Annotated in this window: 12 protein-coding genes and 1 pseudogene; 6 read left to right on the top strand and 7 right to left on the bottom strand. The window is 55.7% G+C overall.

The genetic code is table 11. The annotated features are described in order from the left end of the window. Positions 1 to 2: 2 nt before the first annotated feature. The 3 genes from RSAL33209_RS12375 to RSAL33209_RS18855 form a co-directional block, all read right to left on the bottom strand. On the bottom strand, positions 3 to 398 hold the full coding sequence (locus RSAL33209_RS12375) for a hypothetical protein (RefSeq protein WP_145962087.1): 396 nt from the start codon (positions 396 to 398) through the stop codon (positions 3 to 5). A 335-nt stretch (positions 399 to 733) separates the two neighbouring features. Continuing rightward, the gene (locus RSAL33209_RS18860; RefSeq protein WP_233496561.1) at positions 734 to 1,267 is read right to left on the bottom strand and encodes a hypothetical protein; all 534 of its coding nucleotides are present in this window, start codon (positions 1,265 to 1,267) and stop codon (positions 734 to 736) included. Positions 1,268 to 1,398: 131 nt separating this feature from the next. Next, on the bottom strand, positions 1,399 to 1,755 hold the full coding sequence (locus RSAL33209_RS18855) for a hypothetical protein (RefSeq protein WP_233494197.1): 357 nt from the start codon (positions 1,753 to 1,755) through the stop codon (positions 1,399 to 1,401). Between the two features lie 234 nt (positions 1,756 to 1,989). Here RSAL33209_RS18855 and RSAL33209_RS16485 point away from each other — a divergent pair, with 234 nt between their 5' ends. From RSAL33209_RS16485 to RSAL33209_RS12355, 3 genes and pseudogenes are all read left to right on the top strand, one after another. Further along, a complete protein-coding gene (locus RSAL33209_RS16485) occupies positions 1,990 to 2,403 on the top strand; it encodes a hypothetical protein (protein WP_012246180.1) in 414 nt (137 codons plus the stop codon). Beyond that, the gene (locus RSAL33209_RS12365; RefSeq protein ID WP_169305782.1) at positions 2,387 to 7,585 is read left to right on the top strand and encodes a DUF6531 domain-containing protein; all 5,199 of its coding nucleotides are present in this window, start codon (positions 2,387 to 2,389) and stop codon (positions 7,583 to 7,585) included. Before RSAL33209_RS16485 ends, RSAL33209_RS12365 begins: the two co-directional genes overlap by 17 nt. 47 nt (positions 7,586 to 7,632) lie before the next feature. Continuing rightward, a pseudogene (locus RSAL33209_RS12355) lies at positions 7,633 to 8,898 on the top strand (IS3 family transposase). On the opposite strand, the gene RSAL33209_RS12350 reads toward RSAL33209_RS12355, so the two are convergent. From RSAL33209_RS12350 to RSAL33209_RS12340, 3 genes are all read right to left on the bottom strand, one after another. Next, positions 8,859 to 9,854 (bottom strand): hypothetical protein, encoded by a 996-nt coding sequence (locus RSAL33209_RS12350; protein WP_049758987.1) that lies wholly within the window; start codon positions 9,852 to 9,854, stop codon positions 8,859 to 8,861. The pseudogene RSAL33209_RS12355 and the gene RSAL33209_RS12350 sit on opposite strands and share 40 nt — an antisense overlap. Positions 9,855 to 10,747: 893 nt before the next feature. After that, on the bottom strand, positions 10,748 to 11,689 hold the full coding sequence (locus RSAL33209_RS12345) for a metallophosphoesterase (RefSeq protein WP_012246176.1): 942 nt from the start codon (positions 11,687 to 11,689) through the stop codon (positions 10,748 to 10,750). Beyond that, on the bottom strand, positions 11,689 to 13,965 hold the full coding sequence (locus tag RSAL33209_RS12340; RefSeq protein WP_012246175.1) for a transglycosylase domain-containing protein: 2,277 nt from the start codon (positions 13,963 to 13,965) through the stop codon (positions 11,689 to 11,691). The genes RSAL33209_RS12345 and RSAL33209_RS12340 overlap by 1 nt, the downstream gene beginning before the upstream one ends. Positions 13,966 to 14,001: 36 nt before the next feature. Here RSAL33209_RS12340 and sp36 point away from each other — a divergent pair, with 36 nt between their 5' ends. From sp36 to RSAL33209_RS12330, 3 genes are read left to right on the top strand one after another with little or no spacing between them, the layout of a single operon-like run. Next, positions 14,002 to 14,157 (top strand): Sp36 family protein, encoded by a 156-nt coding sequence (gene sp36, locus RSAL33209_RS17615; protein ID WP_012246174.1) that lies wholly within the window; start codon positions 14,002 to 14,004, stop codon positions 14,155 to 14,157. Between the two features lie 2 nt (positions 14,158 to 14,159). Beyond that, positions 14,160 to 14,669, top strand: coding sequence for a RidA family protein (locus RSAL33209_RS12335; protein ID WP_012246173.1), 510 nt, complete (start codon positions 14,160 to 14,162; stop codon positions 14,667 to 14,669). Beyond that, positions 14,653 to 15,606 (top strand): NUDIX hydrolase, encoded by a 954-nt coding sequence (locus RSAL33209_RS12330; RefSeq protein WP_012246172.1) that lies wholly within the window; start codon positions 14,653 to 14,655, stop codon positions 15,604 to 15,606. Before RSAL33209_RS12335 ends, RSAL33209_RS12330 begins: the two co-directional genes overlap by 17 nt. A 114-nt stretch (positions 15,607 to 15,720) precedes the next feature. Here the strand turns inward: RSAL33209_RS12330 and RSAL33209_RS12325 are convergent, their stop codons facing one another. Continuing rightward, positions 15,721 to 16,398 carry a Crp/Fnr family transcriptional regulator gene (locus RSAL33209_RS12325; protein WP_041685747.1) on the bottom strand — a complete coding sequence of 226 codons (678 nt, stop codon included), beginning with the start codon at positions 16,396 to 16,398 and terminating at the stop codon, positions 15,721 to 15,723. Positions 16,399 to 16,408 lie beyond the last annotated feature (10 nt).

The following is a 16,408-nucleotide window of genomic DNA, read 5'->3' as shown; positions in this document are numbered from 1 at the left end:
CGTCATAGTGCTGCTCCGAGATACTGGGGCAGTGCGGCGTAGCCACGAGAAATAGCCAGGAAGATCGCGCCGGTAATCAGCACGACACTGGCCGTAGTCAGTCCAACAATGAGCTCGCGTCGAAGCGTCCATTTGAACTCGGCAGCCAGAAAATTGACGATTGCTTGAAGTACCATGACGACCGGAGCGGCCGCTGTTGCCGCGCAACCCCATCGATACGCAGCCTCTCGCGCTGGCGATACCGGCCAGCCGGGGAAGTCCCAAGGGCCGCTGACACCAGACAAAAAGATCAGGTCGATGATCAGAATGAGTGGAATAAGACAGATGAATCCCGACGCATATTTACTGCTGTTCCAGAACGAAATGCGATCTGAATGCAGCCACCAGGAACCAATCAAGCAAAAGCCTAAAAGGACCACTGCGCCGAAGGCATATCCAAGCCAGCTTGAGGCATTGCTCGAAACCCAAGTAGGCGGACCGAAGGCGAATATTTAAGTGGCGACCACCAAGCTAGCTGTCGGCGTGAGGAGCCAGGCCACGTTCAGGAGGATTTCCAAGCACAAGGCTTCCCAGCTCGGCTTCTTCGCAACTTCAGGATCATTCTTTGGGACAGACGCTAAATAGGATTCAATACTTGCCACATAGGACAGCATGCCCCAATCGATGGGCTAAAGCGTCATACCGCGGGCGGAGATTGGGAGCGTAGTGCATGCGGACCATTGGCGAGAGCTAATCATTCCTGTTTTAAATCAGATTGTGATCTGAGATAGCGACGCAGGCCAGGAATGGCAAAATCTACTTGGCCATGTCCTTTTGACTCAATTAATCCAGCGGCGATGAGCCGGGTCCGGTAATTAGCGGTGACATTCGTTTTGGCATTCAGCCGCACACTAATATTTCCTGCGATCGAGGGGCCATTATCTTCAGCCATTGCGTTGAGGAAAGCTAAGTCTTTCGGCGAAATTGTGGAAAGAGCGGCCTCAATTACTGTGCGCGCGTTCCGCCGCCCGGCGGCATTGATCGCGTTGTCGACTGCCTGTGCCGATATTTCCCCACCGTGATTTTCTGCTTCACGCCAAAGGAAGTAACCAACGAGTTGAATGAGAAAAGGATATCCACCGGTCGCCTTTGCGGCTTTGTGGGTTAGTGTAGATGAGATTTTGAAGCCGGCTTGATTGAAGATTTCAGTAAATGAGCTCTCCACATCTCGCACTGCAGCTGCATGTGAGGTCAATCTTGTCGGCTCGTCGAAGAAAAGTGGCAACACCTTCGTTGAGTAGATCCGACACTGCTGCTGGCAGTCCGGCGAACACAAGCCCTATCGGAAGTTGGCCCTGAATGAAGTGCTGGACACTTGCGGCTAGCTGGGCTAGTTCATTCCGATCAGCGGCGTGGATTTCATCGACGGTAATAATCAAGCCCGTGCCACGAACGCGAAGCAATTGCGGTAACTCGTCGGCCTTGTGAACGGCTGCCGAGTTCTTCGATGGCCTGATGTACGGCCTCGCCAATCCGCCCCATGAATCCGGCGGTCGCGGTTTCTGAAATGACAAGCCACCCGCGCTCTCTAGCCATGTCCTGCGCGGCCCCGAGCATAACTGTCTTCCCGATGCCCCGCGCTCCGGTGAAAATGGTCAGCAGTCCGGGTGCCCCTGAACCGAGGGACATGCCGTAATCGAATTCGTCTAGGACCCCAGCGCGTCCGATTATTTCCGGTGGAGTAGCGCCAGCGGAAGGCCGGAATGGGTTTTGCATCAAAGGTCCTTGTGAGTTCGCGTGTATCTTGTGAGTTTAGTGTTGGTTGTGTGTTTTGTGAATATCTTAGTGCGATTTATGTGAAGGCAGCGAGCCGACCCCTCACCGCATTCAAAGATTGACAGCGGATAAATCAAGGAGAAGGATAATCTCGAGCTCGACTCAGCTGGGGGCCGCAGCGAACTCAAATCCAGATGCCAATCTTGGGCAGAGCCTTGTACCGAAAGAACCTGAGTGAAACTAATTCAACCGTTGCGCCTTGTTTCGTTACTGGTGGCATTCTGCATTGCTGTCACCGCAGTCGTTTTCCTGCTGCCGGGCAAGGCCACAGCGGCCGAAGGCGCGGCTGGCGCTAGTATCTCGGCGGCCTCCGTACCGGCTAATAGTTTTGGAAAAGACGCTGCCGTCTCACAAGACATAACGCTGGGCGCTTACGGGGACGGTTCTGGCTACCACCTGCAGATTGCCTCCGAAAAGGACGGCTTTGCCTGGCGGTCGCTGGCAGTTATCAAACCACAAGGCAAAGACAGTTCTTCCTGGACCGGGTATCAATGCCTTTCGGGGGACGGAAAATATGCAGCGGTCGCAATATTGCCCTCATCTGCCGTTGACATTTCTGCGGCACGTGACCGTGGCGCTTTCGCCTAATTCAGTAGAGATCGCCACCGGCAATGTATTACCAATAGCGAGCGGCGTGGCGTTGAAATACTTCTCGCCAGCGTGTGACGACGTCGATGGTGCGGTCTTCTCGGTCTACCTGGGTGAAAACCAGCAGTCCACCGAGCTGCTGTCCGTCGACTTGGCCAATGCCACGATCAGTGCACGCGCAATTGCACAAGGTGAGGTAACGTCCGCCGTCGAAAGCTCTGGATCCTTCATCGGCGTGATGGGCAACGAGCTCATCTCGCTGCCACACAGCTCAACCGATCACAAACCGGTGCTTCCAACTAAACTCGCAGGTGTTGCGGGAGCCGCCTTCAACCTGCGCCCCAATCGAGCCGGCATGATAGATTTCCTCACTACGACGCCGGACAATGCCAAGACCTCCTTGTTTCGTTGGAATGGCAAGACTGTCGAAGCGCTTGGCCAGGGCGAAACCGCGACAGTTGGATTGTTCGGCGGACGTAATGGCAAAAACGTAGTTAGTGGCGTCGACGCCAATGCGCCTGGCGTCAAAACGGTCAACCCTGCACAGCAAGGGCAATCAATGGCATCGTCATCGTTGGATGGCGATGCCATTGTTTTTCCTCTGCCAACGGATCACCTGGACAAGCCTTCTTCGACAACCGCGGCAACTGTTCCGCAAGCTACCCGCATGGTGTCCACCGCCACCGGTAAGTACGTAGATCAAAAATATGACCAGACTGCGACTAAGGTCTTCACCGAAGCATCGGCCGAGATCCCGGCAGGCGTGGCTGACGACGGTAATAATGCCGAACGAAACACGATTGCACCAAAGGGGAGTAAATTATTCGCTCCAGATGCCCAAAAGCTATCGACGGATGCAGCGCCAGAGCAGAAATCTTCACAATCCTTAGCGAATGACGCCCCAATCTGTTCGGTAGCCAGGCTCGATCCAGCAATGCAGGTGATGCAGCCATCAAATTCTCAGGTCACCTGGGCTGCGCAAATGGCCGAGCAAGGGCTGCTCACTGGCTCTGCCTACGCGAGGCCGCAGAATTTCGAGAATATGGGCTTAGTGCCGTACTCACCGAGTGATGACTTTCCGCCGATCTCACTTGACCACCCGGCTGGAACAACCGATCTAGTTCCCAGATCAGTAATGCTGGGCATTCTAGCTCAAGAATCCAACTTCAACCAGGCGTCCTGGCATGCGCTGCCTAGCGTTCCTGCTGATCCGCTGATCGCCAACTATTACGGCGTCGCTGGTTCCATTGATCAGATCGATTACCCGAACGCGGATTGTGGCTACGGCCTGGCGCAGGTCACCACCGGCATGCGCGCCGGCGATGGTTCGTTCTCGCATCACGGCCAGATGAAAATCGCGGCGGATTACCAGGAGAACATTGCCGCCGGTCTGGAAATTCTGCAATCCACCTGGAACCAACTCTACGAATCCGGAATCATCGCCAACAACGGTGATCCGTCAAAGTTGGAGAACTGGTATTTTGCCTTGTGGGCTTACAACTCGGGCATCCAGCCGACAGCTGCCTACGGCAACACCACAGGTTGTACGCCGAGCGCTACTTGTACTGGGACCGATGGCACCTGGGGGTTGGGCTGGAGCAACAACCCGCGCAATCCGGCCTATCCGCCGAACCGTAAACCTTTCCTGCAAAGTACTTACGCTGACGCGGCGCACCCGGGCGACTGGCCGTATCAGGAGCGGGTATTGGGCTGGATGGCTAGCCCGATCATCCGCTATGGCTATTTTGGCTATGGCACCCCGGATTATCACGGGAGTTCCTGGGTCAAGATCCCAAGTGTTAACGCAATGTGTGATGACAGTAATCACTGCAATCCCAACGACGCCAGCGGTTCATACTGTTCGCTGTCGGACTATGAGTGCTGGTGGCACAAGCCGGTCACCTGGGTAAGCGATTGTGCGACGTCGTGCGCGACCTCTGCTTATGACTATGGCGCTGGGACGACCGAGCCAAGTCACGCCGATCCGCATCCGCCTACTTGTTCATTGGGCCCGACAGTTCCCAGCGGGCCGGGCGGCGCGCCGATCATTGTTGATGATGAACCTTCACCACCGTTACATATTGCTGGCTGCGGTCAGATCAACTGGTCCAGCAATGGTAATTTCACGATGGATTACGGTAAGAAAGCGCAAGGCGTCACGGTGGGGCAGATCGATATGCATCAACTAGGCGTTGGATTCGGTGGCCGAATTCTGTTTACGCACACCGAATCGGCGTCGGATACTGCGGTGATCGATAAAGGTACCTGGACACCGAACTTGCCAAGTTTGCAGTATTACAAGATCAAGCTGCACCTACCGGAAGCAGGGGCAACCGCAACCGACGTGGTCTACACCATTAATCCTGGCGGTGGTGTGGCGCCCTGGAAGATCAGAGTGAATCAGGATTGGGGCTCGGAACAGTGGGCGACTATCGGCACTTTCGCGATGCAAAATGGCGGCAGTATCAGCCTGGACAATGCCAGCAATATGGACGGCGGAATCTTCGACGTCGCCTATGACGCTGTGGCTTTTATCCCGATGGGTGGCTCACCGGGAACGCCAATTGGCGGCCCGCAAGGAATTCAGGACGCGCCAAAGGGATCAAATCCTGCATTCGTTAACTGTGGTTGTGTGCAACGTACCGCTGGTGACCCAGTGCGTACGCAGACCGGCTACTTTGGTGAAAGCATCACTGACTTGAGCACCCCTGGGAATGGAATGGCGCTGAACTTGAGCCGTTCCTATGCTTCGGCCGTGGCTGATCCGAATGGGCCGAATAAGACGCTCGCGCAGAACGGACCGTTTGGTTGGGGCTGGAGTTATTCATACGGGCTTTCCGCGACGACTGCGGCGAACGGCGACGTCGTCATTCATCAAGAAGACGGTTCGCAGGTGGCATTCAAGCTTTCTGGTTCCACGTACACGACCGCTGCGCCGCGCTTTGACGCCACACTTAGCAAGAGCGGGTCCACTTATAGCTATGCGCGCCGCGGAACCTCGTTCTTTACTTTTGACGCCAGCACGGGCCGATTTAGCCAAGAGACAGATCTTGCTGGCACTAAGGCAAGTCCCGCTTATTGGACGAAACTGAGCTATGACTCGGCCGGGCTGTTGAATCAAGTGACTGATCCGGCTGGACGCAGCTACACCTTCGGCTGGGCTGCTGGTCACATAACCAGTGTGAAAGATCCGGCTAATCGCGAGGTGGATTACGGCTACGACGCGAGTGGCAACCTCACTGATGTTTACGGGGTCGGTACGTCGCGAAGCGACGATGACCACGCAGTTTTCGGTTATTCGGCTGCAGACCTGATCACCTCAATGACGAAGCCGGCCAACTTCGGCAAGAGCGCCACCCCGGCTCCGGTGACGTCGATGGTGTACGACGGGCAAGAACGAGTGACAAGCCAAACTGATGCCATTGGCCAGGTAACAAAGTTTGTCTACGGTCCGGATTCGGCAAATAATCTGGTGGCCGGTCAGACCTTGGTCACTGACCCGGCGGGGCATAAGACTCTAGACAGCTACGACGCCAATGGCTTGCTCACCAGCGAGACTAAAGGTTGGTCGACGGCGGACGCTGGTACGTGGACGTACACCTATGATCCGATTTCCCTGGGTATTTCAACTAGCCGGGATCCTGACGGCCATACTCAGACGTTTGCTTATGACGATCACGGCAATAAGGTCTCCAGCTCAGACCCGGCCGGAAATACCACCCCGATGGCTTATGACGACGCCGGGCACAATGTGCTGAGCGTTTCACCCTCTGGTCTGCGTTCAGCGACCACGTACACCGCCGCCGGCATGCCTTCGCAGGTCTCGCTGAGCGATACAGCGTTGGGGACCGACGTCGGAAATTCCACCGGCACGGTCGGCAATCCGGATGTGCGGGTGACTAAATTCGACTATGCCGATGCTGCTCACCCCAGCGAACGTACTTCGACCACTGACGCGCTGGGGAAGTCTTCGACGTCGGGCTATGACAACTTTGGTGATGTGGTGAGTAATACCGATCCATTGGGGAACAAGACCTTGTTCCGCTACGACACCCTTACGGGGCGTCGCACCTCGATGGTGACGCCGGAAGGTTTCGCTGCTGGAGTTGCCGCTGGTTGTTCGCCGCCAGCAAAGGGTTGCACCAGCTTCGGTTTCAACGCGTGGGGTTTACAGACCAGCGTCATTGATGCGCTGGGACATAAGTCGAGCGCTGTCTTCGATGCCAACGGTCGAAAAGTGTCTGACACTGATGCCAATTCGCACACTACGACGACTACTTTCGATCCGATTGGTCAGGCAACATCGGTCACAATGGCCGATGGCAGTAACACCAGCACCAGTTACACAGCATCCGGCAAGGTCTTGGAACAGGTTGATGGTTTAGGCAAGCACACGAAATATGGCTATGACGGGCAGCATCGGGCAATAACTTTGACCGATGCTGATGGCCATATGACTTCGACTGCTTACGATCCCGCTGGGCTCAAGAAGCCGAGTACCGATCCCCGAAATGTTGTAGCCACCTTTGGCTATGACTCCGCAGGTCGGATGGCTTCGCTGAAATATTCGGATGGCACAGCAGGCGTTAGCGCAGTGAGCTATGACTTGGACGGGCGGCAAACTGGCCTTACCGACGGCACCGGGGCAAGCGTCTGGTCCTATGACGTTTTTGGCGAGTTGCTTTCGCACCGAAATGGTGCCGGAGCGCGAGTTCTCTATGGCTATGACGCGGATTGGCACGAGTCGAGCATCGCGTACCCGGGGCAGCAAACCCCGGTTCAGCAGGGCTACGACGATGCCGGGCGGTTGCAGTCAATCACTGACTTTTCTGGCAACAAGATTACGGTTGGCTACAACCACAACAGTCAGGTGACCTCGCTGGGATATCCCAACGGAACCGCGGTGAATAGTGTCTTTGATGATGCGGATCAGTTGAGCAGTTCTGCGTTGGTCAAAGGATCGATAACGCTGGCGTCCCTTTCGTACGCCAGAGATAACGCGAATCAACTAACCGGGCAAACGCCAACGGGCTTGCCGGGCGCCGCGGAGAAATACAGTTATAACTCGGTGAACGAAGTGACTTCGGAAACTTCCGGACCCACGTCGTTGTCCTATGGCTACGATGCGGCGCACAATGCCACGACGGTGCGGAATGGTACTCAAGCATTTAGTGCTTCTTGAATCGCCCCGGCGTGTCCGGAGACTTTCTTGTTTGAGAGGATCAGGACATGGCAGGGAAAACTACGACACGGTATCCGCAGGAGTTGAAGGATCGTACGGTGCGCATGGTGGCGGAGATGGAGGGTGCGTCTTCGGAGTGGGCGGCGATGCAAAAAGTTGCCCAGCTTTTGGGTGTGGGTGTGCCGGAAACGGTGCGTAAATGGGTCCGGCAAGCCGAGATCGATGTTGGTACTAGAACTGGAACAACGAGCACGGAATCGGCCGAGCTGAAACGGTTACGGCGTGAGAACGCTGAGCTGAAACGGGCGAACGCGATCCTTCGGAGTGCTTCAGCTTTTTTCGCGGTCGAACTCGACCGCCACAACACTGATCGTGAAATACATCAAGGACCATGCCGGTCACCGCGAGAATAATGGATTGCGGTGGGGTGTCGAGTCGATCTGCCAGGTGCTTACTGGGACGGGGTGAAGACCACCCCGTCCACGTACTACGAATGGGTGGATAAAACACGATCTCACCGAGAACAACGTGATGAGGTGCTCAAGCCCGTGATCCAGAAGGTGTATGCCGCTAATTACGGGGTTTACGGCACCAGGAAAGTCTGGTTGGCGATGAACCGTGAAGGTGTGCCGGTGGCCAGGTGCACGGTAGAACGGCTCATGGGGTTACTTGGCATACAGGGTGCGGTCCGTGGCAAGGTCAAACGCACCACGATCAAAGACTCGAAGGCAGCCCGAGCGAAGGACTTGGTCCGCCGTGATTTCACACCAACGGCACCGGATCGGCTATGGGTAGATGATTTCACCTATGTTTCGACCTGGTCCGGGTGGGTCTATGTTGCCTTCGTGATCGATGCTTACTCTCGGAGGATCCTGGGCTGGTCAGCGAGTGCTTCTATGAACACCGTGCTAGTGCTCAACGCAGTTAATCAGGCAATCTGGAGTCGTGAACGGGCCGGGGCTGAGATTTCCGGGGTGATTCATCATCACGATGCCGGGGCTCAATACGCCTCCTTGGCCTTCACCGAACGCCTGGCCCAGGCCGGTATCCGCCCCTCGATCGGTTCTGTGGGTGATAGTTACGACAACGTCTTGGCGGAAACCATCAACGGGCTTTATAAGACCGAGCTGATCAAACCCGGCAAGCCCTGGCGGACTCTAGAAGAAGTCGAAATCGGCACCGCTGAATGGGCCGATTGGTACAACCACCGAAGGCTCTACCAGTACTGCGGAGACATCCCACCAGTAGAGCTAGAAAACCACTACTACAATCACTACCAGAGCACGGCAGCCGCCGACAGGCTCATCGTCTGAGAAACCCTCCGGACACACCGGAGCGATTCAGTGAGAGGTGTCATGCAGTCGGCGGCTTTTCCGAGGCGGTCTGGATCACCAGTTGAAACTAGAAGCGAGCACCAGGTTTGATAATCGCCTTGACCCGTTTTGGGGAGCAAAGCAAAGTCTTGAAAATCGCTAACTGCTGATGCGTTAGTCGAGGTGTACGTCCGGTTTCCAAAATCAATGCCTGATTCATAACCGTTAAAGATCATTGCAGCTTTGAACAATTGGACCATATGGGAAGTCGAATCAGTAGTCCCTACCTGGAGGACTCCTTGTGACTTGATTCCGTTTCGAGTTCCTGGTCCCAAGTTGCCAGTTGCTACACCGTCACCCATACCAAGCGAAAACTGAATGCCCAGCATCAATGCCTGTTGCACTCCACGTGAAAAGTATCCGTCACAGGGGGAGATATCGAAGTCGCGTCTAGAGGAAAAATTCGAGTTAAGCCATTGCTGCACTTCACGAATCGCGGACCGGCCGCCAGGTACAAGAACGAAGGCATTCATGCTAAGCAGGCTCTTGAAAGTTTTTAGGTCTAGTTTACTGCTTCCAGGTATGCCCATATCGGCCTTGAGGTTTATTATCCCAGACTGAGTCTGCAGGCTGAACTGGCCGTCGATATCCCCTGCTTCATACCCCTTACAGTACATAGCGCATTGAATGATATAGATGAGATTTTTATTTGGAGTGTCTTTGTCGATATTCCCATGTTGATTGAGGTAATCGTTAAGCAACCGGGTCGTGTTAGCGCCGAAACTATCCACCAAAGGAGAGATGCCCAGCTCATTTTGCAGTCCCCGAATGAGCCCGAAGATCGTTGGCCAGCCAGTCCGCCCGTCCTCAGGAACGACGTCAAATCCGACTACACCACGGTATTTGGAATTCAGCCATTTCTGAGCCTTGAGTACTTTTTCATCGACCATCGACATTTGCCTCTTCTTCGATACTGGTGACAGCTAGCGTTCTAGGTCCATAACCGGCTATGACCTAAATGAGATTTTGCATACTTGTCACTAACATGCCGGACCATCAAGGTTAACTTGCATGGCGTATTTGTAGCTGGGATCAATTCCGACATCTTTGGAGATTGATGGCTGGAGCTTGCTAGGGGTTCTTATCAACCCGAATTTGGAGAAGTTACGACAACTCTGACTCTAGGATCCGCAGGTCCAGCCCCGAAGGAATGAGGTTCCCCGATGCCGCTCGACCATAACCGCATGACTCCCATGATCCAAGGACGGCTTTTCCCGTCTTTACGAACTGACCGGACTTAGACGCTGACGTGTCAAAATTATGCTCCAGGAGTAGGGCCCAGTCGCCACTCTAACGCCTTCTCCAGTTCCCCTGGGTGCCATCGCCGTCCAGTTTGGCGCTCCTGCGGTGGGTCCGCCAAATACGTAATATGAGCGCGGGTTTACCCATCCAAAATGACCTCCCCCGTATACTCCATCATACGTTTGAAGATGGTAAGTTCCACCAGTAGCGACTCTCAGCCAGGTGGCTTGACATGCCCTAGACCACCTAATTTCAAGCCCGCTATGGACCCAGCCAATCGTTATGGCATCATTGCCGCAGCCTGAATTTTGGGGATCTTGATGGTAGCAGCTCGAGTAATATCAGGAGGCGGCGCTAGCCGCTGAGGCCAATGCTAGCGAGCCTGAGAGCAAGCCCAGCGCAGCGAAAATCGAAAGAAGGATTCTTTTCAAGGACGAGTTCGACCTAATAATCATTTCAGTAGATTATTATCGTGTGCCTGCTTAGTCAAGCGTACAAAGCGCTGTTTCGATTAGGTGATTCGGATTTCAATCAAATGAGATACTAGTCACCCAACGCGGCTGGCTAGTTCTAACAAAACAGCTTCCGGTCGGCAGGCAAACCGCACTGGCGCGAAGCGCGAAGTCCCGATTCCGCCGGAGACATTGACCGGCGTCGAACGCCCGTTGCTTTGCCAATCGTTGAGGCCTTTGGCGCGCCAGGTTGGCAAATCACAATTGCTCACCAAAGCTCCGTAGCCTGGGATGCAGAGCTGGCCGCCGTGAGTGTGGCCGGCCAGGATAAAATCTGCGCCGTCGGCGGTGAAATGGTCCAATACGCGCTGATAAGGAGCGTGTGTCAGCGCAATCTTCACATGGGGGGACGAATCCTGGCTGGAGGACCCCATCGGCCAGCCAGCGTAGCGTTCGCGATTTAGATGTGGGTCGTCCACGCCGCTGAAGTCGAAGCGGATTCCATTGATGGCCAACGACTGATTTCGGTTGGTCATTTCGACCCAGCCAGCAGCGCCAAAGCCCGCATGCATCCTGGCGGTATCCAGATGAATCGGCTGATTTTTTGGCGCTTTCCGCTTGCGCTGCAAATACACTGCCGGGTTCTTAAGAATCGGGGCGTAGTAGTCATTCGACCCGGACACAAAGACACCAGGAAAATCCATCAAAGGAGCCAGCGCTTCGAGGAGCGGCGCAATTGCTTTGGGGTTGGTCAAGTTATCGCCCGTATTGACTACCAAATCTGGTTTCAGATCAGCGAGGCTCTGCAACCAATCCGTTTTGCGTTTCTGCCGGACATCCATATGAATGTCCGAAAGGTGCAGCACCCTGACCGGCGCGGAGCCAGCGGGCAAGACCGGTACGGTCTCTCGGCGAAGATCGAACCAGTTGCGCTCAATCAAGGCTCCGTAGGCAACGCAGGCCGCGCCAACCCCAGCCATGGTTCCGACGCCGGTCAGCCAAGGATTCCGACGTCGGACCGGTTCAGCAGCGCTCATCAGGGCTTGGTGCCGCCGTCTGCGGGCGGAGCTGGCGTATTTGCGGGTGGGCTAGCCGGTGGGCTCGACGGTGAGGTGTTCTGCTTCGGTGGTGCCGGCGGTGGAGTTCCGTTGACCATTTTTGCCGGTGGCGTTGGGAATGCGGCTTTGTTGTAATTGGGAGCCACTTGTTGCATCAATTTACTAAACGCTGTACCGGCAATATTTGCACCGTCTAGTTGGGCGTATGGGACGCCATTGATCGTGACACCTTGGTTGACGTAGTTGTCTGACAAGGATCCCGTAGGGTTGCCGAACCAAGACGCGGTAGCGATTCCACTGGTGGTACCAACCACCCAAGTATCCTGGTTTCCGGTTGTAGTACCAGTCTTACCGCCAATATTGGCTGTGGATTGGAAGGCGCGCAAATTCGGATTTATCAACGAACCGGATCCATCTCTTCGGGCAAAAACTTGCTGCATTGCGTAAAGCATTCCAGCTGCTACGTCCGGCGTGATGAACGTTGATTTGCAGTTTGCTGATGGCACTGGCAGCTGTTTCCCGGAAGGATCGGACACACTTGCAATCGCAATTGGGCTGCAATAAGTGCCCTTGTTGGCGAACGTGGCAAAAGCATTCGCCATCGTCAGTGGGTCGATACTGTTTGAACCTAGTAGGTCCGACGCATATTCGAATGACAAAGGCTTCCGAGTATCACCGGTAAGAATGCCAGCGGCCTCGGTAATTTTCTTGATGTTACAGAAATCGAGCTGGGCTGCTGCCGCAAATGTCACGGTGTTGATTGAGCTTACTAGACCGTCGAGGACATTCCAGTTGTTGTAGTCTCGGAGGCTGTCATTTGAAAGCAGGGGGTTGTCAGCTGTTCCCGCATAGTTGCTAGAGGTAGTTCCACAGCTATTTTTCCAAGGATAGCCTGCTGGATACCTTCGCTGACTGCCATCGACGGTCGCATTCATGGATTTCCCTGCTTGCAACCAAGCAGCAAAGGTGAATGGTTTCATCGTAGAGCCGACCTGCATCGTGCCGAGGCCGTTTAACGAGTTTCCATCTAAGTCTGTCTTGGGGACGCTGAAGTTGTATGAAGTTTGACCATTTGCGGCTTGATCAGACATTTTAAAGTTCTGAGCCATAGTGAGGATTTTCCCGGTACCGGGTTCCACGCTCACCATCGCTGAGCCACGGTTCAATCGTTGGATATCGTCGGGGCTGCTCGTTTGATCTTCAAGGTCTTGAGTAATTTTTTGTGCGTTGGGATCCAACGTGGTTTTGATGCTCAACCCGCCTTGATAGAGCAATTGTGCTCGGTCGGCCTCGGTAGCTCCGTAATCGGGATTGTTTAAGAAAGTTCGGAGCACATAGTCGCAGAAGAACGGCGCCATCGACGCGGTAGCGCAACCCTGCGGCTTCGGGTGCGGGGTGACAGCTACCGGAGTGGCAATAGCCGCATCGTGGTCGGCTTGGTTGACCATTTTCAGCTGAAGCATCCGATCCAAGACCTGGTCCCGGCGGCTCTTCGCATTGTCGGGGTTCTTGACCGGATCGTAAAAGCTGGGACTATTTACCACGCCGGCCAAAAGTGCGCCCTGCGCCAACGTTAGATCGGTCGCATTGATACCGAAATAGAACTGTGAAGCAGCCTGAATGCCATAGGTTCCGTTGGCAAAGTTCACGATGTTCAAGTAGCCCTTCAGGATGTCCTGTTTGGAGTACTGTTTTTCCACCGCAATGGCGAGCTTCATTTCGCGAATTTTGTCACCCGCAGTTTTGTCGCCACCTAGCTTTGCCTGATCACCCTTACCTGCTGCTTCGAGGTTCTGAATGATCACGTTGTTTACGTATTGCTGCGTGATAGTGGAGGCGCCCTGGCGGCCACCTTTGGAGAAGAGCGAAACTGCGGCACGCAAGATGCCGGTCGGGTCGACGCCGCCGTGTTCGTAATAACGCGAATCTTCAATCGCGACGACAGCGTTCTTGATATTGGGCGACATCTGATCGATGCCCACCTCAACCCGGTTCTGGTTGAACAGGCGGGCGATCACCGTGGTGCCATCTGAGGCGTAAATATTGGTGACACCTTGCGGTGCGCCAACCTGCAGCTCTGCTGGCAGGTTGTCAAACGCCGTAATCGAATTGCTGACGGTGCTACCACCGAGAGCGGTTACGGGCACAACAAGCCCCGCTACCAGGACGCCGCAGAGCACACTCACCGCAAGGAAGCCGATGAGCTTCCCCAGCGTGGTGGCAGTGTTGATGATCGGATTCTTTCGCACAGCCATTTTCCCAGTCTACCGGGGGCAGGCTAATCTGAGGGTATGACCAAGTGGGAGTACGCGACTATACCGCTCATCATTCATGCCACCAAGCAGATCCTCGACCAATGGGGTGAAGATGGCTGGGAGCTCGTGGAGGTCATCACTGGCCCGGACGGAAAGGGCCTTGTGGCCTACCTCAAGAGGGAGAAGCAGTAATCGTGAGCGAAGCCCAAACTGGCGCGTCAACACAGGCGAGTGCTGCCGCAACCTCCGCCGTCGAGCAGCGCCTGGAAGAGCTCGGCCTTACCTTGCCGCCGGTGCCTGCACCGGTCGCCGCTTACGTGCCTGCGGTGATTAGCGGTAACCACGTTTACACCTCGGGCCAGCTGCCTACGGTGAGCGGAAAACTCACAGCAACCGGAAAGGTCGGCGCTGGTGTCTCGGCAGATGACGCTTATGACCTCTCCGCGATCTGTGCCCTGAATGCTTTGGCCGCAGTCAAGAGCGTCATCGGCGATCTTGACCGGGTAACGCGAGTGGTTAAAGTTGGCGGCTTCGTCGCCTCAGATCCAGCATTTACTGGGCAGCCCGGAGTGATCAACGGTGCATCAGATTTGCTAGGAAAAGTATTGGGCGATGCCGGTGTGCACGCCCGTTCAGCGGTGGGGGTGGCAGTATTGCCATTGGACGCACCCGTGGAGGTTGATTTGATTGTTGAGTTCCAGTAATTCAGCGACAGGATCCGCACTAGCGAAACCAGCTTTCAAAAGCCGGTTTCGGGTCTGGCAAGACGAGCTCGAGGCTGCGCAAAGCTGGGTAGAACACGGCGAGCGTACTCCGACCAAAGCCCGTTTCGCCTCCTCGCTAGTGCTTTTGCGCGATAGCGCGCACGGCCCGGAGACGTTCCTCAGTTACCGCCAGCACTATTCGCCCTTGGGTACGGTGGCCTTCCCCGGCGGCTTGGTGGAAGCAACCGACGACGTCGACGCCAGCAGCCGCTGGGCCGGCCCCAGCCCAGCGGCTTGGGCTAAGACCATGGGCACCGAAGACATCGCTCTCGCGCGCAAGCACGTAGTCGCGGTTATTCGGGAGACTTTTGAAGAGACCGGCATCCTGTTGGCGGGCACCGACGCCTCGTCACTGATCGACGTCGTACCTTCGCCGGAATGGATGAAGAAGCGTGAGGCGCTGGCCGCACAGGAATTCTCCTTCCAAGACATCCTGAGCAAACGCGGACTGGTGCTGCGCACCGACCTGCTTAAGCCAGTGGTCAACTGGATTAGCCCGGATTTTGCGCACCGACGCTTCAATACCCGCTACTTTGCTGCAGCTGCTCCGGTGAACCAAACCCCCACCCCGCTGGAGAGTAAAAGCCTCTGGGGCCGCTGGGCCTGTCCACCAAAGCTTGTCGCGGAGCCGAACAGCACGGCCCTCGGTGACGAAATCGGTCTACCCAACACCGTCGGTCGCCCGTTATTCGAGCTAGTTAGCTCCGGTTTCGATCTGATCCTGAGCAAGATCGCTATCTCGCGCGGCTGCATCGCCTACTTGAACCACAAACGTTCCGGTGCCGCCTACAAACCACGCCTCGTGGTGGAAGACGGCGAATTTTGGCTTGAAGTAGATGTGGCCGCGATGCCGGACGGCATTTGCCGCGAACGCTAAACCTTAAACAGCGAATGCCACCGTTATTGGTTGGAGCCGCCGAAATTTCGGCGGCTCCAACCAATAACGGTGGCATTCGTACGTTAAACGAGGACTAACGGCTGCAAGCGAGGACTAGCGGCTGCGCTGGCGCAACCGGTTGATATCCAGAATGACGACGGCGCGCGCTTCGAGGCGCAACCAACCGCGCTGGACGAACTCGGCTAGTGCCTTGTTGACCGTCTCGCGCGAAGCGCCAACGAGTTGCGCCAATTCTTCCTGAGTCAACTCGTGCGCCACCAAGACGCCGTCGGTAGCCGGCCGGCCGAAGCGCTCGGACAAGTCGATAAGCGCCTTGGCCACCCGGCCAGGAACATCGGAGAACACCAGGTCAGAGAGATTGTCGTTGGTGCGACGTAGCCGACGAGCAAGCGCCTGCAGCAGCTGGGCTGAAACTTCCGGACTAGTCTGCAGCAGCGCACGCAAGCTCTCGTTGCGCAGACCGGCAAGGCGGGTCTCCGAAACGGCGGTGGCAGTTGCGGTGCGCGGACTCGGATCAAAGAGCGCCATTTCACCGAACAATTCACCCGGGCCGAGGATGGCCAGCAATGACTCACGGCCATCCGGCGCGGTTCGTCCCAGTTTCACCTTGCCAGAGACGATGAAATACAGCTGATCGCCCTGATCACCCTCATGGAAGACCGATGCGCCACGGGACAAGTCCACCTCGGTGAGCTCATCCGTGAGCAGCCTAAAAGCCTCGTCGTCCAACGTGGCGAAGAGCGGTGCCCGGCGAAGTACTTCGATATCCATGAAATCTCCT

The organism is Renibacterium salmoninarum ATCC 33209 (assembly GCF_000018885.1).
In the GTDB taxonomy this organism is placed as follows: Bacteria; Actinomycetota; Actinomycetes; order Actinomycetales; family Micrococcaceae; genus Renibacterium; species Renibacterium salmoninarum.
This window is presented reverse-complemented; position numbering and strand designations above follow the sequence as displayed.

What these genes read in the sequence shown, in the direction of transcription:
- RSAL33209_RS18855 (WP_233494197.1), bottom strand. Translation starts at nt 1,755, where the DNA reads ATGCAAAACCCATTCCGGCCTTCCGCTGGCGCTACTCCACCGGAAATA.
- RSAL33209_RS12350 (WP_049758987.1), bottom strand. Translation starts at nt 9,854, where the DNA reads ATGTCGATGGTCGATGAAAAAGTACTCAAGGCTCAGAAATGGCTGAAT.
- RSAL33209_RS12345 (WP_012246176.1), bottom strand. Translation starts at nt 11,689, where the DNA reads ATGAGCGCTGCTGAACCGGTCCGACGTCGGAATCCTTGGCTGACCGGC.
- RSAL33209_RS12340 (WP_012246175.1), bottom strand. Translation starts at nt 13,965, where the DNA reads ATGGCTGTGCGAAAGAATCCGATCATCAACACTGCCACCACGCTGGGG.
- sp36 (WP_012246174.1), top strand. Translation starts at nt 14,002, where the DNA reads ATGACCAAGTGGGAGTACGCGACTATACCGCTCATCATTCATGCCACC.
- RSAL33209_RS12325 (WP_041685747.1), bottom strand. Translation starts at nt 16,398, where the DNA reads ATGGATATCGAAGTACTTCGCCGGGCACCGCTCTTCGCCACGTTGGAC.